We start from the raw sequence: 18,775 nt of genomic DNA, 5'->3' as shown, positions 1-18,775 counted from the left end.
TCAGTTGGCTTCGGCTGACCGAGCGGACTTCACCTTGACGAACCGGTCCGACAACCGCCGGATCCGGATCATCAACGCGGCCGTCGGGCTGGTGCTGCCGTCGAGGTAGCCATCCAGCTCCTCGGCCGTGACCCCGATGCGGGACGCGAATTCCTGCGGGGCAAGACCCGATCGGTCGATCAGGAGCCGCACGTGGCGGGCCACCTCGGCGCGTTCGTTGGCCTCCAGGTGGGTGCGGGCACGCTCGAGCACCTCCCACAGCGCCTTGGCGATGCCGTATGGCCGGGTGCCTTCGAGGACCTCTTCGACCTGGCGGGCGGTCCGCCCGTACGGGTCGCGCTTCAGCGCGCCGGCGATGCGCTTCCAGGTGGCGATGTCGCCACCCTGCAGGGCGGCACGGATGGCGGCGGTCGGCCAGAACTCCACCGGCTGATCGGGGTCCTGGAAGGAGCCGGATTGCCTTTCGGACGGCCCACTGCCGCGTTGACGCTGTTCGGGGCCCGGCCGGTGGGGAGGCGGTGCGGGGCGTCGGTCGGGTGCCAACGTCACCTCGCCTCCTCCAGCATCGCTACGGCCACTGACAGGCAGCGCTGCCTGATTTCCTCCCAGTCCGAGTGTGCGTCGGCTTCCGTTCCCTGGTCTTCCGGGTGGTCGCAGGGGTTGGGATCTGCGAGTCGACGGACCAACTGGGTGGCAATCCACTGCCGCCTGGATGATTTACAACAGTAATACCTGTCCATTCCGGCCAGCACCACCGCCGCGGTCTCGGGCTCCAATGAATCGACCATGTCTGCAAAGTCGGCATAATCGCGTCGACTGTTACGGCACATGATCAGGTAGCCCTTGAGTCGCAGGGTCTCCGCACCGGTCGGGACCAGCAACCGGTCGCCGGTGGGCAGCTGGACGTTGGTGGTCTCGACCGGGCTGCGCCGTTCGTATGCCGGCCCGTCGCCCGCAGCTGCGGTATCGCTTTCCAGCGCGTCGATCGCGACCGACAGACGTCCCCGCCACAGCGTCACGGGGTGGACGGGCCGGTCGGTCCCGGCGATGGCCTTGGCGATGCCGTTGCGCGACGTCAGGCCACCGACCAGCTTCTTGGCCGCCAAGGAGCCGTTGGTGTGGCCGTTGGGCCCGGGCTTCTTGTCGGCCGCGCCCGCACCCACGCTGACCCTCTCCTCGCTGAGGGCGACCTGATGGGGGATCTGTCCGGGCCCCAGGCCCCGGGTCTGGTCCTCGTCGGTGCCGGAGGCCGCCTGGGCGACGGTGCGGCCACAGCCGGTGAAGGCGAGCGGATCGGTCACGCAAATGGCGTCGGGCGCCAGGTGCCTGAGCTTCGCGGCGGACTTGAGCACCATCCGCAGGTCGGCGCTGGGCGCCACCAGCGCCGAGATGTCGTCGGGGATGACGACGACGTCGCCGAGGTCGACCTCGGGCAGCGGCCGGTCGAAGTCGACCGACGGCAGCACGCGGGACAGCCACGGCGGCAGCCACCAGTTCCACTGGGCGAACATCGCCATCAGCGCCGGCACCATCACCAGCCGCACCACCGTCGCGTCCACCGCGATCGCGACCGCGCAGGCCACGCCGATCTCGGCCACCAGCGGCATGCCGGCGAACGCGAAGCCGATGAACACCGCGATCATGATCAGCGCGGCGCTGGTGATGGTGCGGGCGCTGGTGCTGACCCCGTACGCCACCGCATCGCGGGTGTTACCGGAATGCAGGAAGCGCTCCCGGATGCGGGTAAGCAGGAAGATCTCGTAGTCCATCGACAACCCGAAGGTCATGGCGAGCACCAGCGGGGGAACGGTGCTGTCGATCGAGCTGATCTGTGCGAAGCCGAGGTCCGTCAGCCACCCCCACTGGAACACCATCACCAGGCTGCCGTAGGCCGCGGCGACCGACAGCAAGGTCATCAGGACGCCCTTGAGCGCCAGGAAGACCGAGTGGATGGAGAGCAGCAGCATCACGAACGCGATCAGTGCGACGAAGCCCAGCACCAGCGGTTCGGTCGCGGATACCCGGTCGTCGAAGTCTTTGATCAGCGCGGTCGGACCGCCGACGTCGACGCGCGCGGTGCCCGCCTCGGGGATCTTGGGCAGCTGTGCGCGCATCCAGCCGACGGTTTCGCGGGCCTTCATGTCCTCGGGATCCACCGTCAACACCGCGGACAGCAGCGCGCTGCCGTTGTCCTCGGCGAATTGGGGCGGCGACACCGACACGATGTTGGGCGCCTGCGACATCCGCTGCCGGATCGCGCCGACGGTGTGGCTGTGTTCGGGGGAGGCCGCGCCGCCGTCCGGGAAGTTGATCAGCACCCGGATCGGGCCCAGCGCGCCGGGACCCAGCGCCTGGGCCGCCGCACCCACCCCGGCGCGGATTTCGTGCGACGAGTCGAACTGGCGCAGCAGACTGTTGCCCAGCACCATCGACGCGGCCGGCGCGGCCATCGCGAGCAGCACCAGCGATGCCGCCAGCGCGGACATCCACGGCCGGCGCATCACCCAGCCGATCCAGCGGTTCCAGAACCGAGATTGGGTGCTCTCGGGCCGGCGCGACCAGTGCAGCAGTGCCGACCGCTTGGCCGCGGCCCGGCCGAACGTCGCCAGCGCCGCCGGCGTCAGGGTGGTCGAGGTCAACATGGCCACCGCGACGGCCAGGATGGCGCCGGTGGCCATCGATTTCAGCGCCGGGGTGTTGATCACGTAGATCCCGGTGAGGGAGGCGACCACCGTCATGCCGGACAGCACCACGGCCAGCCCGGAGGTGGCCATCGCTGCGTCGACGGCCTCGCGGGGCTGGCGCCCGGTGCGCAGTTCTTCACGGAACCGCATCAGGATGAACAGCGAGTAGTCGACGGCGAGAGCGATCCCGAACATGGAAACCGTCGAGGTCACGAACACCGACATGGTGGTGTAGGCGGACAGCAGATAGACCAGGCCCATGGTGACCACGACCGTGCAGATGCCCAAGGCAAGGGGGATGGCCGCGGCGGCCAGCGAGCCGAACACCGCGAGCAGCACGATCAGAATGACCGGCAGGTTCCATTTTTCGGCGGCGGCGATGTCGTGCTTGGTGTTCGCCGCGGCGGCGGCGGAGAGCGCGCCCTGCCCGATGACGTAGAGCCGCACCCGCCCGTTCGCGGTCTGGCCGGGTTGATCACCCTTGATGCCGACCTTGGTGCGCAGCTGCTTGGCCACGTCGCTCGTGTTACGGGAATCCAGTCGCACCGACAGCACGTACGGCCGGTCCGGTTGCGGCGGACGCTGGGTGGGGTTGGGGATTTCCGTGGTGCCGGGGATCCCGGTGGCGATCTGTCGCAGCTGGGCGACGGCGTCGTTCATGTCCTGGTAGCTGGCGTCCGGCCGGGGCGCGGCCACCAGCGCCAGCGACGATCCACCCTGGTCGTGGTAGAGATCCTCGAGTTGGTCGTGGACGGCCAGCGACTGCGATCCGGGGACGTCGAACCCACCGCCGGTGAGGTTGCCCGACTGGGTCAGCGCGAGGTAGACGGCCGGAACCAATGCCAGCAACCAGCCTGTGAAGACCAACCAGCGGTACTTACGCAGGCTGCGGCTGAGGCGCATCATTAACTGCTGGATTTCGTCGCTCCCCGGTTCTCGCGTAACGCGTGTTGGCGACGATACCGCAGCAGGCTGTGGATTATGTGGGCTTATCTGGTTCCTGAGCTGCGGCGACGGGGTTGTTGCCAAGACGCTGCGAAGACGTTGTGAACCAGTGACCAAGCGGGATTTCGGTCACATATCCCGTCTCGCGGTTCGTTCGGACTGGCAGCGGTGAGATCGGCGGTGGCAGGATGTTCCGATGGCCCGCGAGGCCCCCGGGGGATTCAGGGGTTGCCTTCGCTCAGTGGGGCCGTCTAATGCAGCCGTTTGCGAGGCGCCGATCCTGGCGGTCCGCCGCAAACCTAAGGAGTTATCCATGACAAGAGCCACCGCCGGACGGGGTCGCAAAATCTTTGCCGGGCTGATCGCCGCCGCGGTGCCCGGTGCAGCCGTTGCGGTGCTCGCCGGCGCCCCGGCGACCGGCGCCAACGACCCGTGCGCGGCCAGCGAGGTCGCCCGGACGATCGGCTCGGTCTCTAAGTCGATGGGTGACTACCTGGATTCGCACCCGGAGACCAACCAGACGATGACCTCGATGCTGCAGCAGCAGGCGGGCCCGCAGTCGATGACCGGGCTGAAGTCCTACTTCGAGGCCAACCCCAAGGTTGCCGGCGATATGACGTCGATCGCGCAGCCGTTGACCAACCTGTCGCTGCAGTGCAAGTTGCCGATCTCGCCGTCCCAGGCGTTGGGCATGATGCAGCAGGCCCAGGGGGCGGCAGGCGGGCTGCCCGCGCTGCCCGGTAATCCCGTGGGCGCCTCGCCGTTGGGTGGTACCGCCGGTGGCGCCCCGGCCGCCGCGCCGCAGCCGGCCCCGCCCGCGGCGACCAACCCGCTGCCGGGCCCCTCGCGCGGAAACACCGTCGGCTAGAGCTGGTTGTCTTTCTCTGGATTCCGATGGGCCGGATCCCGGTCGGGCGGTAACGGCCCCTGCAGGGCGGTCTCGGTCGGGTCGGCGGAAAGGTCGCCCGGAAGCGAAACGATGGGTAGGGGACCCGTGATCGGGTCCTCGTCGGAGCCGGCGACGTTTTCGGTGCGGAACACGAAGAAGAACACCACCCAGCCGATCGCGGAGATGAGCAACCAGCTGATCAGCCGGTAGATCAGCATCGCCGAGATCGCGTTGGGCAGCGACATCCCGCTGGACACCAGCCCGGGCACCAGCACCGCCTCGACGATCAACAGGCCCCCGGGCATCAGCGGGATCGTGCCGACCGCGCGGGCGGCCGCGTAGGCAACCGTCAACCCGGCCACCGAGGCGTGGTCCCCGGCGGCGTAGGCGGCGAAGCCAAGGCAGGCCACGTCGGCGATCCAGTTGAACATCGACCACCCGAACGCCACCCCCAGGTCGCGCCGGCCCAGGCTCACCGACTCGAGCTGCATCAGCGTCTCGCGCCACTTGTCCAGGCCGGCGTCGGCGGGCCTGCCGCGAACCGAGTTGACCCACGCCAAGACCCGGCTGCCGATGCCGTCGATCAGCTCCGGGCGGGACGCGACGGCCTGGGCGAGCAGCAGCAACGCGACGAAGCCGCCGAGGGTGAACAGCAACGAGAACGGGTTGTTCTTCGCGCCCAGCAGGAAAGCGCCGCCCAGGCCGAGCAAAGCCAACCCCACCGCCTGCAGCACGCCCGACATCACCAGCTGCCACGACGCCACCACGGTCGAGGCGCCCCACAGCCGCTGCTGCCGGAACAGGAAGGTCGTGGACAGCACCGGTCCGCCGGGCAGCGTGGTGCTCAGTGAATTGGCGGCATAGAAGGCCGCCTCGGAGCGCAATTGCCTGACGTGCACGCCGGCCGATTTGAGCAACGTGCGTTGGATCTGAGCAAAGCTGTGCATCGACGCGGCCGCCGCAGCCACCGCCGCGAGCAACCACCACCAGTTCGCCTCATACAGGCTCATCCAGGCTTTGGCCAGTTGATCCCAGCCCAGCGAAACCTCCACGGCAAGCACGACGGCTACCGCGCCGAGGATCACCCACCGCGCCCACCAGTACTTCCCGCGCGGGGTTTCCTCGCGTGGGAAGTCGAGATTGCGGGCGGGTGCGTCGTGCGGCACGTGGTTTAGGGTAACGGTGCAGGTGGCGCGGGGGTCGCTGCGCATCGCCCACCGTGTCTTGGACGTTCTGGGGTCGTAACCGGATCGTGCCGACGGCGATGGCTACGGACGACGCGCAGACGCCCTTGAGACTGTTTGGGGGTGCGCCACGGCGGATAGGCTGGCCAAATGTCAGCAAACCCCGATGACGCCTCGGTCGAACCCCTTGTCCGCAAGACCGCAGCCTGGGCGTGGCGTTTGCTCGTCATCCTGGTCGCCGTGCTCGCCCTGTTGTGGGTGGTGCAGAAGCTCGAAATCATCGTCGTTCCGGTGCTGGTGGCACTGCTGCTGAGCGCGTTGCTGGTGCCGGTGGTGGACTGGCTGGACAAGCGGGGCCTGCCCCGCGGTGGCGCGGTGGCGCTGGTGTTGCTGGGTGGTTTCGCGATCCTGGGCGGGATCCTGGCGTTCGTCATCCTGCAATTCATCGACGGCTTGCCCGGCCTCACCGAACAGGTGACGCACAGCATCGAGTCGACGCGCCGCTGGCTGATCCACGGGCCGCCGCATCTGCGCAACGAACAGATCGACAGCGCGGGCAACGCCGCCATCGAAGCGCTGCACAACAATCAGGCGAAGCTGACCAGCGGCGCGCTCTCCACCGCGGCCACGGTCACGGAGTTGGTCACGGCGGCGGTGCTGGTGTTGTTCACGCTGATCTTCTTCCTCTACGGCGGACGCAACATCTGGCAGTACGTCGTGCAGATCATTCCGTCGCACGTGCGTAACCGGGTGCACGAAGCCGGCAACGCCGGCTACGGATCGCTGATCGGGTACGTGCGGGCGACCTTCCTGGTGGCCTTGACCGACGCGGCCGGGGTCGGCACGGGTCTGGCCATCATGGGTATCCCGCTGGCGCTGCCGCTGGCATCGGTGGTGTTCCTGGGTGCGTTCATCCCGCTGGTCGGTGCCCTGATCTCGGGTCTGGTGGCCGTGGTGGTCGCACTGCTGGCCAAGGGCATCGTGTACGCGCTGATCACGCTGGGCCTGCTGATCGCGGTCAACCAAATCGAGGCACATCTGCTGCAACCGCTGGTGATGGGCCGCGCGGTCTCGATTCACCCGCTCGGGGTGGTGCTCGCCATCTCCACCGGCGGTGTGCTCGCCGGGATCGTCGGCGCCCTGCTGGCGGTTCCGACCGTCGCGTTCCTCAACAACGCGCTGCAGGTGCTGTTGGCGCCTGATCCGTCCGCCGAGGCCGAAAAACAGACCGAGGAAGCCGACGACAAGAACGCTATCCTGCAGGCGGAACCCGACCAGCCCGAGAGCTGATTCGGCTGCGGGTCAAGCCTTTTCGTGGCGTTATGAGCGCGCCGGGGCGCCTGGCCTACAGCCGTCCCTCGCGGCGCAGCAGATCCTGTGCGGACAGGCCGCCGCCGGCGCGCCGGCGTTGCCGCGCCGGGTCGCCGTTCTCGCCCTGCTCGTGCGCGTTCACCTGCTCGGCGGCCGCGTTGGGGTCGCTGCCTTCGGGTCGCGTGACCGGCAGGGCGGTGGTGGGCTCGGCGGTGTCGCCGTCATCGTCGGAACGATTTCCGGGAACCGGGATCGCCCGCGTCTGGTCACCGGACGGTGGCGCTGCCGGAGGTGGAGCGGGGGGCCGCTGAGGAGCCTGCGGGGCCTGCTGTGCGGAATTGGTGGCGGGACGCGCGTCGGCCGGGCGGTCACGGCCGGGTGCGCCCGGCGCGGCGAAGCGCGTCGTCTTGGCTTCGGTCGGCTGGTTGGGCCGGGCCGGGATGCGCGTGGTGTTCGCGCTTTCGCCCGGCGCGGTGCGCATCGTCGAGCCACTCGGCGACGGTTCCTGCGCGGGCCGCGGCTCCGACGGCCGCGCGGGTCGCGACGGCTCCAGCGCGCCGGGATGGGTGGGGTCGTGCGGCGGCCGCGGTGCCGCGGCGACGAGGCTGGCCGCCACCGGAGGCCGCGCGGGCCGGCCGCCGAGCGTGGGCCGCTTGCGCTCGTCGGGCAGATCGATCTCGCCCAGCCCGATCTTGTTCTGCAGCCGCCGGGCCCAGCGCGGCGCCCACCAGCAGTCGTCGCCGAGCAGCTTCATCACCGACGGCACCAGGAACATCCGGACGACGGTGGCGTCCAGCAGCAGCGCCGCCATCAGACCGAAGGCCAGATACTTCATCAACACCAGGTCGGAGAACACGAACGAACCGGCGACGACGGCCAGCACCAGCGCGGCCGCCGTGATCAGGCGCCCGGTGGTCGCGGTGCCGATCCGGATGGCTTCCGCCGTCGACATGCCGCGTTCGCGCGCTTCGACCATGCGCGAGACCAGGAACACCTCGTAGTCGGTGGCCAGACCGAAACCGACGGCGACGACCAGCGCGATCACCACCACCATCAGTGGGGTCGGCGTGAAATTCAGCACGCCCGATAGGTGCCCGTCGACGAAGATCCAGGTCAAGATGCCCATCGTCGAGCCCAGCGTCAATGCGCTCATCACCGCCGCCTTGATCGGCAACACCACCGATCCGAACGCCAGGAACATCAACAGCATGGTGGCGCTGAGCAACAGGACCAGCATCAGCGGAGCCTTGTCGAACAGGCTGTGGATGCTGTCCTGTTCCAGGGCCGGCGTGCCGCCGACATAGAGGTTAAGCCCCTTCGGCGGATTCACCGCCCGCAGTTCGGAGATCTTCTTGGCGGCATCGTTCTTGTTGACCAGGCCGTTCTGGATCACCCGCACCGAGCCGTCTTTGGGCACCGTCGTACCGTTCGGGCCGGCGACGCAGGGGTTGCCGGCGATGGTGGGGCAGGCCCGCTCCTCCCACTGCTTGTCGGTGAACCCGCCGATCGAGGAAATCCTGTTGCGGATGTCGGCGACCTGTTGGTCCGTCACCTTGCTGTGGTTGGCGCTTTCGATCACCAGCGTCAACTGCTCGGTCCGATAGCCGGGGAAGAGCTTGTCGAAGTGCTCCTGCGCCATGCGCACCGGGTTGTCCGGCGGCAGGTATTTCTCGCTCATGCCGCCGAACGACAGGTTGCTCAGCGGGATGACCAGCAAGATCATGCCGACGGCGATCGGGATGGCGAATGCCAGCGGCCGCTTCATCACCCAGTTGACGAGCTTGCCCCAGAAGCCGGCCTCGACCTCTTCACGAGTTTTGGTCTTCTGCAACCGGTCGGCCAGCCAGTTCAGGTAGGCGCGGGAAACCTTCCAGTTGCGCAGGAACGGCACCCGGAACGCCGTCCGCACGCCCAGCGCGTCGACGTGACGGCCCAGAATGCCCAGGCAGGCCGGCAGGAACGTGATCGACAGCAACGCGGCCAGACCCACCGCGGCAAAGATGGCGTACGTCAGCGAATGCACGAAGCCCTGCGGCAACACCAGCAGGCTGGCGCTCGACGCGATGATGAGCACAGCCGAAAAGATGATGGTCCGCCCGGCCGTCATCACGGTCCGTCGCACCGCGGCCTCGGTGTCGTAGCCCTCGGCTATCTCCTCCCGGAACCGGCTCACCACGAAAAGGCCATAGTCGATGGCGATACCCAGACCGATCAGCGAGACCACGGGCTGGGCGAAGAAGTGCACCGGCCCGAACACGGCGACCAACCGCAGGATGCCCAGCGAGCCCGCGATGCTCAGGCCGCCCACGATGGCCGGCAGGCCGGCGGCGACCGCGCCACCGAACACCAAAAACAGGACCACCGCCACCAGCGGCACCGCGAGGACCTCCATGCGGCGCTGGTCGGTGGCGATGGTGCCCGTCAGGGCATTGGCGATCGGCTCGAGACCGGCCAGCTGCACGGTGCCGCCGTCGAGCTTTTGTAGATCAGGCGCGATGGCCTTGTAGTTGTTCAGGATGCTGTCGTCGTCGTTGCCCTTGAGCGGGATGGACACGAAGGTGTGCTTCTTGTCCTCGCTGACCATCCCCTTGATGAGCGGGGGGGCGTCGGCGGGGTTCGCCAGTGCCAGCCAGCCCGCCCAGCCGACGACCTGGTCGGGATGATCGGTTTTGAACTTGTTGAGTTCGGCGACGATTTTGCCCCGCCACGCCGGGTCATCGACGGTTTTTCCGTTGGGAGCGGTGAAGGTGGCCACGATGTGGCTGGTGCGGTCGCGGCCGTAGGTCTGGTCACCCAGCACCGACGCCTTAACGGATTGGCTGCCATCGTCGTAGAAGCCGCTCTGTGTAACATGCTTGCCCAGGCTGATTCCGAAAACGCCGCCCAGAAGACACAGAGCTACCGTGACCCCGATCACGATGTACCGGTATCGGTACACAGTTCGACCCCACCAGGCGAACACGCAAGCTCCTTACTGGATCGTCAACGACCCGCGCATTGGTTTTCCAGTGTCACACACGCGCGGTCAGCAGCGCGGACAGCGGCCGGAACGGCTGCAGCCACGCACCCTGGTCAGGCAGCGAATCTAGGCCGATCCGCGGCAACGGTTCCCGGAAGACACCAGCAATATCCTCCAGATCAACGAAGTCCAAGGTATCCGACGCTAGCGCCCAACTCGCATGTTCGCGAAATCCGATCACCTGGACGCTGATCCCGGTTTGTGCGATGTCTTCCAGCGGGTGACGAAACGCCTGACCGTCGGCCGAAGCCACCACCAGCGCCGCCAACCCTTCGGTGCGCCGCAGTTCGATGTGGGCCAGCATGTCACGGTCGACGTCGCTGTCCTCGTCGATCTTCGGCTTGGCGAACACCGCGAACCCCACGTTACGGAGCGCATCCACCCAGGGCCGCACGACGTCGGCGCTGCCCGGCGCGATGTTGGTGAAGACGGTGGCCTCCGGCTCCACCACGACGCCGGGGCGGCTGGCGCTGACCTCCGCCGTGCGCGCCAACAACCAGCGCCCCAGAGCATCGAACCGCGGGCGTTCCAAAGCTGTCGGGCGACGGCCCAGGATGGAGCCCAAGCCCATGTCGAGGTTGGGCGCGTCCCACACCAGCAACACGCGGGCACCCGGTGCAGTGAACCCGCCCAGCGCGTCGCCGGTGAGCACCGCCGGCGGTGCGACGGGTTCCGCCCCCGCCGCGGTCTCTTCGGTCAGGCTCATAGTCATCGCCTACTCATCGTCTAAGCCAAATGAATTCGGTGACGACGCTGCCCGCTTCTTGAGCCTTCGTCTCGTACTTGGTGGTGGGGCGCACGACCGAGATCGGCAGCGCACTGCCGGGATCGACCGGGCGCAGTCGGGATTCGCGGGCGCCGACCTCGGCGATGTGCTCGGCGTAGCCAGCGTGGTCCGTCGCGACGTGCAGGACACCACCACGGAGTAGCCGGTCGGCTATCAAGCCAATCGTGCCCGGCTGCAGAAACCGGCGTTTGTGGTGCCGGGCCTTCGGCCACGGGTCGGGAAAGAAGACGCGGACACCGGTCAGCGAATCCGGCACGATGAGGCGTTGCAGGACGTCGACGGCGTTGCCGCGGATGAGCCGGATGTTGCTCACGTTGTCGCGGTCGATCGCACACAGCAGCTGTGCCAGCCCGCGGCGGTAGACCTCCACCGCGATCACGTCGATACCCGGCTCGTCCTTGGCCATCGCCAGCGTGGATATGCCGCTGCCGCAACCGATTTCGAGCACCACAGGCGCCTGGCGCCCGAACCATGCGGCCGGATCAAGCGGGGATTCGCAATTTTCGGGTTCGTCGGCTGCGTTGCCTATCGACAGACCGAGTTCGGGCCAGCGCCGTTCCCAGGTCTGGCGCTGGGTATCGGACAGGGCCGCTCGTCGCGCCCGGAATGCCGTGGCCGGCAGATAGCGCTGGTCGGGGCGGTCCGAGTCCCCGGTCGGCGTGTCGGCAGACATCGCCACCCCGCGCTGCGCATGCATTTGTCCATGGTGGCCTATAAACCTTGGATGTAGCCGCCCCTGGTCCGGATTGATACCCAACAGTTGCCTTCAACTGGTAACTGATTAACGGTGGCTCGCTTCTTGGTGACGTGGATGCCACCATTCGGTGGGACCGCTCGGGCCCGGCGTTGCACGCAGTAGCGGCGACGCCGGCCGGGCGATGGGGTCATCCGGACCGGACAGGCGGGATATGAGGGGACAAGGACACCAGACTTTCGTCGACGAGCTGGCGCGGTTTGCCGCCGGCCACGTCGACCCGCATGTGACGGCGATCGCCCAGCGCACCGCCGCACCGCTGCGCGTGGTGGTGCGCGGCCGCCGGGGGGTCGGCTGCCGCACCGTGCGCCGCGCACTGGACGGCGCGGGACGCGCGGCGGGCATCGCGGTGGACAGCCCGCCGACAGATCGCGACGTCGACGCGGTGGTCTACGTGATCACCGAAGTGGTCAAGCCCGAGGACACCCGGGCTATCGCCGAGATCTCCGCGGCCGGGCACCCGGTGCTGGCCGTGCTGAACAAGGCCGATCTGGCGGGCTCGCTGTCCGGCCGGGGCGATGGGCCCATCGCGGCGGCGCGCGCGAGATGCACGGAGCTCTCGGCGCTGATCGGCGTGCCCATGAAGCCGATGACCGGTCTGCTTGCGCTGGCCGCCCTCGACGACCTGGACAGCACGCTGTGGACGGCGCTGTCCGCGCTGGCCGCCCACCCCGGTGGCAGCGCCTGCTTCGAAGGCTCCTTCGCCGGATTCCTAGCCGCCGACGCCCCGGTGCCGACCGAGGTGCGGCGGCGCTTGCTGGACAGCCTCGACCTGTTCGGCACCGCGCTGGCGGTCGCCGCGTTCCGGCAGGGCCGGACCCCGGCCCAGGTGCTGACCCTGCTGCACCGGATGAGTGGCGTCGACGCCGTCGTGGCCGGGATCGGGGCACTGGGCGCCGAGGCGCGCTACCAGCGGGTGCTGGACGCCGTCGCGGAACTCGAGGCGCTGGCCGCCGGGGGCGGCAGCCTCGGTGAGCGCATCAGCGGGTTCCTGTCCCACGACGACACCGTGGTCGCCCGGATGGCGGCCGCCGTGGATCTCGCCGAGGCGGCCGGGCTGGACCCGGGCGACCAAAGGCCCCTCGACGCGCCCCGTGATCCGTCCGCACACCTGCCGCGGGCGGTGCGCTGGCAGCGCTACAGTCGCGCCTCGTCCAGCGAACTGCACCGCGCCTGCGGCGCCGACATCGCCCGGGGATCGCTGCGGCTGTGGTCCCAGGCCTGCGCGTCGCTGCCGGGGGAATCCTGGTGAGCGGCGAAACGAGCGACGACCCCGCCGCCGCGGTCGACGCACTGGTGGCGGCCGCCGGACCGGGGCTCGACCCGCCGGCGATTCAGCGCTGCGACGTGGTGCTGGTGACCGGCCCCTGGATGGCCGGGGTCAGTGCGGTGGCCGATGCGCTGCGGGAGCGGCTACCGCAGCACAAATTCGTGGAGTCGACGGACCTGGGGCCCGGCGAGGTGCCGATCGCGGTGGTGTTCGTCGTGTCCGCGGCGGCAAACCTGACGCCCTCGGACTGTGCACTGCTGGACGCCGCGACCGAGCACACCGATGCGGTCGTCGGCGTGGTGTCCAAGATCGACGTCCATCTCAACTGGCGGGAGATCGTCGCCGCCAACCGAGAAGCGTTGGGCGCGCACGCGTCCCGCTACGGCCGGGCGCCCTGGGTCGGTGCGGCGGCCCTGCCCGACCTCGGCGACCCGGACATCGACGACCTGGTCGAAACCGTCGCGGCGCAACTCGACGATCCCGATCTTGCACGACGAAACAGGTTGCGGGCGTGGGAATCCCGGCTGCAAACGGTGGCGCAGCGGTTTGACCGTGAGGTGGAGGGGTCCGGCCGGCGGGCCCGGGTCGAGGCGCTGCGCGAAGAACGCAGCACCGCGTTGCAGCAGCGGCGTCAGGCCAAAAGCGAGCGCACCATCACGCTGCGCGGTCAGATCCAGCAGTCGCGGGTCGCGCTGTCGCACTCCGCGCGTAACCGCTGCGCGTCGGTGCGCACCGAACTGCAGGAACACGCGGCGGGTCTGTCGCGGCGGGGTATGTCCGGCTTCGAGGCGCACACCCGCGAGCGGCTGGATGCGGTGATCGCCGAGGTCAGCGAAGGCACCGACACGCAACTGGCAGAGGTCGCGCAGGTCGTGGACGTGCCGATGGAACTGCCGCCGCTCGAGCAGTTGCCGGCGGTCGACATTTCGCCGCCACCGCTGAAATCGCGCCGCCAGGAAACCTGGCTGCTGATCCTGCTGGGCGTCGGGTTCGGACTCGGGGTGGCGCTGACGCTGAGCCGGCTGATGAGCGGCCTGGCCTCGCGGCTGAACCCCGCGCTGTCGGTCACCGCGGCCCTGGCGTGCGTGGCGATCTCGGTGGCGCTCACCTACCTGGTGATCAACATCCGCGCGCTGCTGCACGACCGGGCGCTGCTGGACCGCTGGGCCGGTGACGTGACGGCCTCGCTGCAATCGATCGTCGAGGAGCTGGTCGCCACCCGCGTGCTGGTCGCCGAGTCGGTGTTGAGCAAAGCGCTGCTGGCTCAGGACGAGGCCGAGAACGCGCAGGTGTCGGCGTCCGTCGGCGTCATCGACACCGAGCTGCGCGAGCACGCCCTGGCCGCCGCGCGGGCCGCGGCCGCGCGCGATCGAGAGATGCCGGCGGTGGCGTCGGCACTGGCGGCGGTGCGTGCAGAACTCGGAGAACCGGGTATACGAGAGGGCGAAAGTCACTCCGCAGACGCCGAAGCTGACGAGACCGATAAACCCGCTTCAAGGAGCGAAGATGGCGACCCGCCTGGATCTTCTGAATCGTTGTAGTGAGAAGGCTTATACCCGCCCGGGACTCACCCGACAAGGTCCTCACGATAACCTGTTGTTAACGCCACCAATTCCTTAATTGTGTGGGCGAGAGCATAGCGAGCGACACCAGCCCGATACGCAGAAGAATCCAGGAGAGTTCGATGACCTCAGCGACCATTCCCGGTTTGGACACAGCACCCACGAACCACCCGGGCCTGCTGTCATGGGTGCAGGAGGTCGCCGAACTCACCCAGCCCGACCGGGTGATTTTCGCTGACGGCTCCGACGAGGAGTTCAACCGGCTGGCCGGCCAATTGGTCGAGGCCGGCACGTTGAAGAAGCTCAACGAGAAGAAGCACCCCAACTCCTACCTGGCGCTGTCCGACCCGTCCGACGTGGCGCGGGTGGAGTCGCGGACCTTCATCTGTTCCGAGCGCCAGATCGACGCCGGGCCGACCAACAACTGGATGGACCCGTCCGAGATGCGGTCCACCATGAGCGAGTTGTACCGCGGCTGCATGCGAGGACGCACCATGTGGGTGGTGCCGTTCTGCATGGGGCCGCTCGGCGCCGACGACCCCAAGCTGGGCGTGGAGATCACCGACTCCGAGTACGTCGTCATCTCGATGAAGGTGATGACCCGGATGGGCAAGGCCGCGCTGGAGAAGATCGGGGACGACGGCTTCTTCGTGAAGGCAATGCACTCGGTGGGCGCGCCGCTGGAGCCGGGCCAAAAAGACGTGCCGTGGCCGTGCAACGACACCAAATACATCACCCACTTCCCCGAGACCCGCGAGATCATGAGTTACGGGTCGGGTTACGGCGGCAACGCGCTGCTGGGCAAGAAGTGCTACTCGCTGCGGATCGCCTCGGCGATGGCCCACGACGAGGGCTGGCTGGCCGAGCACATGCTGATCCTCAAGCTCATCTCCCCGGAGAACAAGGCCTACTACTTCGCCGCGGCGTTCCCGTCCGCGTGCGGCAAGACCAACCTGGCCATGCTGCAACCCACCATCCCGGGCTGGCGCGCCGAGACCCTGGGTGACGACATCGCCTGGATGCGGTTCGGCAAGGACGGCCGCCTGTACGCGGTCAACCCCGAGTTCGGTTTCTTCGGCGTCGCACCCGGCACCAACTGGAAGTCCAACCCCAACGCCATGCGCACCATCGAGGGCGGCAACACCGTCTTCACCAACGTCGCGCTCACCGACGACAACGACGTGTGGTGGGAGGGCCTGGAGGGCGAGCCGGAGCACCTGACCGACTGGAAGGGCCGCGACTGGACGCCCGACTCCGGCGAGAAGGCCGCCCACCCCAACTCCCGCTACTGCACCCCGATGTCGCAGTGCCCGATCCTGGCGCCGGAGTGGGACGACCCGCAGGGCGTGCCGATCTCGGGCATTTTGTTCGGCGCCCGCCGCAAGACCACGGTGCCGCTGGTGACCCAGGCCCGCGACTGGCAGCACGGCGTGTTCATGGGAGCCACCATGGGCAGCGAGCAGACCGCGGCCGCCGAGGGCAAGGTCGGCACCGTGCGCCGCGACCCGATGGCCATGCTGCCGTTCCTGGGTTACCACGTCGGTGACTACTTCCAGCACTGGATTGACCTGGGCAAGAACTCCGACGAGTCCAAGATGCCCAAGGTGTTCTTCGTCAACTGGTTCCGCCGCGACGAAGACGGCGGCTTCCTGTGGCCGGGCTTCGGCGAGAACAGCCGGGTGCTCAAGTGGATCGTGGACCGCATCGAGCACCGGGCCGGCGGTCAGGACACCCCGATCGGCATCGTGCCGACGGCCGGCGATCTGGATCTGGACGGTCTGGACGTCGACAGCGCCGACGTCGACAAGGCGCTGGCGGTCAACGCGGCCGAATGGCGCGAGGAACTGCCCTTGATCGAGGAGTGGTTCGAGTTCGTCGGCGACAAGCTGCCCACCGGTGTCCGCGACGAGTTCGATGCGCTCAAGCAGCGGCTCGCGCAGTAGCGCGAGCAGCGGCGAGGCAAGCAAGGCCCTAGCGGCTGATCGCCTGCCGTCGTAGCGATCTCGGCAGGTACACCGCGCCCGCTCCGGCGCCGGCCGCCAGGTCGCCCGGATTGGAGATGGCGCAGCGCTTCAGTGACAGGCAACCGCAGCCGATGCACGAGTCCAGGTTGTCGCGCAGCGCGATCAGCCCGGCGATCTGATCGTCGAGGCGGGCGCGCCACGTTTTCGACAGTCCAGCCCAGTCGGCGCGGGTCGGTGTGCGACCGTATGGAAGTTTCGCCAGCGCGGCGGCGACCTCCTCGAGACTCAGGCCGACGTTGCGGGCGGCCCGGATGAAGGCCAGGCGGCGCAGCATCTGCCGCTCGAAGCGGCGCTGACCGCCGGCCGTGCGGCTTGCCGTGATCAGGCCCTGGCTCTCGTAGAACCGGATCGCCGATGCCGCGAAGCCGCTGCGGTTCGCTATCTCGCTGACGGTGAACAAGTCTCGTTTATCCATTGTGGCCTTCTCGAATTCGGGCTGTCGAGATGGTGACGATCCGCTTCGTCCGGCTGCGCCGCACCCGCGATCGCTACTTGACTTAAAGTTTACTTCAACTATCAGTATGGGCGGTATGACTCAATCCAAACAACAACCCGTCGCGATCGTCACCGGCGCCTCGCGCGGTTTCGGGAGCGCGGTTACCGCCGCCCTGCTCGACCGCGGCTGGACCGTCGTCGGCGATGCCCGACGCGCCTCCGAACTGGAATCGACTGCGCGAGCACTGAATTCAAGCCGATTCATCGCACTGCCCGGTGACGTCACCGACGCCTCGCACCGCGCCGAGTTGGTCGCGGCCGCAGCCGCCGCCGGCCCGCTTGGCCTCGTAGTGAACAACGCCAGTCGGCTGGGGCCCAGCCCGCAACCGATCCTCGCCGATTACCCTGCGAGCGAGTTGTGGACGGTGTACGAGACGAACCTGTTCGCGCCGCTGGCCCTGATCCAGGCCACGTTGCCGACGCTCGCCGAAAACGCCGGCGTGATCGTCAATCTGACCTCCGACGCCGCCGTCGAACCGTACCCCGGCTGGGGTGGGTATGGCTCGTCGAAGGCCGCGCTCGACCAACTGTCGGCCGTCCTGGCCGCCGAGACGCCCGCGGTGCGCGTGTACGCCTTCGACCCCGGCGACATGCGCACCGAGATGCACCAGGCCGCCTTCCCGGCCGAGGACATCTCCGACCGTGCCGAGCCGGCGTCGGTGGTGCCGGCGTTGCTGCGACTGCTGGACACGAGGCCGGCCCCTGGCCGCTACCGCGCCGCGGATCTGGCGCTATCCGGAACGCCGCAATGACCGCTTCCGGGCCGCTGGCGAGCCCGCAGACCCATTTCCACCGCGCGCCGGCGTCGGATGCCACCGAGCCGCCGGAGGTCCGCGGCGTCGCCAGGGACGCGGTGAAGCTGCTGGTCGCTCGGCCGGGCGGGGTCGACCACGCGCGATTCGCCGACCTCGGTGATTACCTGCGACCGGGCGATCTGCTGGTGGTGAACGACTCGGCCACCCTGCCCGCCGCCGTCGATGGCGACCGCGGCGGGCGGCCGATCGCCATCCACTTCTGCACGGCACGCGCGGCCTTGGACTGGGCGGTCGAACTCCGGCCGGCGGGCAACGCGACGGGGTACTTGACCGACATCGCGCCGGGCGAACGCATCGAAATGCCGGGCGGTGGGGCGCTTGTCATCGAATCGTCCTACCCGCAACCGGGGGTCAGCGGGGCGCGGTTGTGGGCCGCGCGGGTCGTTGTGGAAGGTGATGTCGTGTCGTACCTGGCGCGGCACGGCCGGCCCATCCGGTACTCGTATGTGCGGCGGCCGTGGCCGCTGCGCTACTACCAGACGGTGTTCGCCAGACAGCCCGGTAGCGCTGAAATGCCGAGTGCGGCAAGGCCGTTCAGCACAGAACTGGTCACCGACCTGGTGGCCGCCGGCATCGCGATCGCGCCGATCACGCTGCACGCGGGGGTGTCGTCGGCGGACGCGGGCGAGCCACCGGTCGCCGAACCCTTCCACGTGCCCGCCGCGACCGCGCGGCTGGTGAACTTCACGCGCGCGAGCGGCGGACGGGTGATCGCGGTGGGAACGACGGTGACGCGCGCGCTGGAGTCCGCCGCCACCGCGGACGGCGTGGTGCGCCACGCGGTCGGCTGGACGGATCTGGTGCTTGGCCCCGGCCGACCCTGTCGCGTCGTCAGCGGCCTGATCACCGGGTGGCACGAAGCCGGTGCCTCGCACCTGTTGTTGCTCGAGGCGGTCGCCGGGCCCGAGCTGGTCGCCAGGGCGTATCGGGAGGCCGTGGAACGCGGCTACCTGTGGCATGAATTCGGCGACAGCGCGCTACTGCTGCCCGGCAGACCGACGACCGCTTAACACCCGTCAAGTTCGTCGGCGGTACA

The 18,775-nt window shown here is 68.6% G+C and carries 14 protein-coding genes; 7 read left to right on the top strand and 7 right to left on the bottom strand.

The genetic code is table 11. The features are described 5' to 3' along the window. Positions 1-549: a hypothetical protein gene (locus A5782_RS12475; protein WP_067099931.1), complete on the bottom strand. Its 549-nt coding sequence runs from the start codon at positions 547-549 to the stop codon at positions 1-3. Further along, the gene (locus A5782_RS12470; RefSeq protein ID WP_067099929.1) at positions 546-3,590 is read right to left on the bottom strand and encodes an efflux RND transporter permease subunit; all 3,045 of its coding nucleotides are present in this window, start codon (positions 3,588-3,590) and stop codon (positions 546-548) included. The genes A5782_RS12475 and A5782_RS12470 overlap by 4 nt, the downstream gene beginning before the upstream one ends. A 352-nt stretch (positions 3,591-3,942) precedes the next feature. Between A5782_RS12470 and A5782_RS12465 the strand changes: the two genes are divergently transcribed. Continuing rightward, positions 3,943-4,497 (top strand): hemophore, encoded by a 555-nt coding sequence (locus A5782_RS12465; RefSeq protein ID WP_067099927.1) that lies wholly within the window; start codon positions 3,943-3,945, stop codon positions 4,495-4,497. On the opposite strand, the gene A5782_RS12460 is transcribed toward A5782_RS12465, so the two are convergent. After that, positions 4,494-5,684, bottom strand: a complete 1,191-nt coding sequence (locus A5782_RS12460) for a YbhN family protein (RefSeq protein WP_067099925.1) — start codon at positions 5,682-5,684, stop codon at positions 4,494-4,496. The two genes, A5782_RS12465 and A5782_RS12460, sit on opposite strands and share 4 nt — an antisense overlap. 168 nt (positions 5,685-5,852) lie before the next feature. Between A5782_RS12460 and A5782_RS12455 the strand changes: the two genes are divergently transcribed. Beyond that, positions 5,853-6,992: an AI-2E family transporter gene (locus tag A5782_RS12455; protein WP_067099923.1), complete on the top strand. Its 1,140-nt coding sequence runs from the start codon at positions 5,853-5,855 to the stop codon at positions 6,990-6,992. Between the two features lie 55 nt (positions 6,993-7,047). On the opposite strand, the gene A5782_RS12450 is transcribed toward A5782_RS12455, so the two are convergent. From A5782_RS12450 to trmB, 3 genes are read right to left on the bottom strand one after another with little or no spacing between them, the layout of a single operon-like run. Beyond that, positions 7,048-9,975: an MMPL family transporter gene (locus tag A5782_RS12450; RefSeq protein WP_067099921.1), complete on the bottom strand. Its 2,928-nt coding sequence runs from the start codon at positions 9,973-9,975 to the stop codon at positions 7,048-7,050. A 49-nt stretch (positions 9,976-10,024) separates the two neighbouring features. Then, positions 10,025-10,738 carry an NYN domain-containing protein gene (locus tag A5782_RS12445; protein ID WP_067099919.1) on the bottom strand — a complete coding sequence of 238 codons (714 nt, stop codon included), beginning with the start codon at positions 10,736-10,738 and terminating at the stop codon, positions 10,025-10,027. Between the two features lie 13 nt (positions 10,739-10,751). Next, entirely contained in the window at positions 10,752-11,534 is a 783-nt protein-coding gene (gene trmB / locus A5782_RS12440; protein WP_197694206.1) for a tRNA (guanosine(46)-N7)-methyltransferase TrmB, read from the bottom strand. 193 nt (positions 11,535-11,727) lie between these two features. Here trmB and A5782_RS12435 point away from each other — a divergent pair, with 193 nt between their 5' ends. The 3 genes from A5782_RS12435 (at position 11,728) to A5782_RS12425 (ending at position 16,348) form a co-directional block, all read left to right on the top strand. Then, positions 11,728-12,825, top strand: coding sequence for a hypothetical protein (locus tag A5782_RS12435; protein WP_067099914.1), 1,098 nt, complete (start codon positions 11,728-11,730; stop codon positions 12,823-12,825). Further along, entirely contained in the window at positions 12,822-14,384 is a 1,563-nt protein-coding gene (locus A5782_RS12430) for a hypothetical protein (protein WP_197694204.1), read from the top strand. Before A5782_RS12435 ends, A5782_RS12430 begins: the two co-directional genes overlap by 4 nt. Before the next feature lie 143 nt (positions 14,385-14,527). Next, the gene (locus tag A5782_RS12425; protein WP_067099910.1) at positions 14,528-16,348 is read left to right on the top strand and encodes a phosphoenolpyruvate carboxykinase (GTP); all 1,821 of its coding nucleotides are present in this window, start codon (positions 14,528-14,530) and stop codon (positions 16,346-16,348) included. A 28-nt stretch (positions 16,349-16,376) separates the two neighbouring features. On the opposite strand, the gene soxR is transcribed toward A5782_RS12425, so the two are convergent. After that, the gene (gene soxR, locus A5782_RS12420; protein ID WP_067099907.1) at positions 16,377-16,844 is read right to left on the bottom strand and encodes a redox-sensitive transcriptional activator SoxR; all 468 of its coding nucleotides are present in this window, start codon (positions 16,842-16,844) and stop codon (positions 16,377-16,379) included. Between the two features lie 115 nt (positions 16,845-16,959). On the opposite strand from soxR, the gene A5782_RS12415 reads away from it, so the two are divergent. Both A5782_RS12415 and A5782_RS12410 read left to right on the top strand, forming a co-directional pair. Then, positions 16,960-17,676, top strand: a complete 717-nt coding sequence (locus A5782_RS12415; RefSeq protein ID WP_067099970.1) for an SDR family oxidoreductase — start codon at positions 16,960-16,962, stop codon at positions 17,674-17,676. After that, positions 17,673-18,749 (top strand): S-adenosylmethionine:tRNA ribosyltransferase-isomerase, encoded by a 1,077-nt coding sequence (locus A5782_RS12410; protein WP_067099904.1) that lies wholly within the window; start codon positions 17,673-17,675, stop codon positions 18,747-18,749. Before A5782_RS12415 ends, A5782_RS12410 begins: the two co-directional genes overlap by 4 nt. Positions 18,750-18,775: the final 26 nt, after the last annotated feature.

Origin of the sequence: Mycobacterium sp. 852002-40037_SCH5390672, assembly GCF_001665875.1 — a bacterium.
GTDB lineage: Bacteria > Actinomycetota > Actinomycetes > Mycobacteriales > Mycobacteriaceae > Mycobacterium.
This window is presented reverse-complemented; position numbering and strand designations above follow the sequence as displayed.

Bases quoted from the DNA above. Each gene is read 5' to 3' on its own strand.
- A5782_RS12445 (WP_067099919.1), bottom strand. From the start codon at position 10,738: ATGAGCCTGACCGAAGAGACCGCGGCGGGGGCGGAACCCGTCGCACCG.
- A5782_RS12415 (WP_067099970.1), top strand. From the start codon at position 16,960: ATGACTCAATCCAAACAACAACCCGTCGCGATCGTCACCGGCGCCTCG.
- A5782_RS12425 (WP_067099910.1), top strand. From the start codon at position 14,528: ATGACCTCAGCGACCATTCCCGGTTTGGACACAGCACCCACGAACCAC.
- A5782_RS12465 (WP_067099927.1), top strand. From the start codon at position 3,943: ATGACAAGAGCCACCGCCGGACGGGGTCGCAAAATCTTTGCCGGGCTG.
- A5782_RS12410 (WP_067099904.1), top strand. From the start codon at position 17,673: ATGACCGCTTCCGGGCCGCTGGCGAGCCCGCAGACCCATTTCCACCGC.
- soxR (WP_067099907.1), bottom strand. From the start codon at position 16,844: ATGGATAAACGAGACTTGTTCACCGTCAGCGAGATAGCGAACCGCAGC.
- A5782_RS12455 (WP_067099923.1), top strand. From the start codon at position 5,853: ATGTCAGCAAACCCCGATGACGCCTCGGTCGAACCCCTTGTCCGCAAG.
- A5782_RS12470 (WP_067099929.1), bottom strand. From the start codon at position 3,590: ATGATGCGCCTCAGCCGCAGCCTGCGTAAGTACCGCTGGTTGGTCTTC.
- A5782_RS12435 (WP_067099914.1), top strand. From the start codon at position 11,728: ATGAGGGGACAAGGACACCAGACTTTCGTCGACGAGCTGGCGCGGTTT.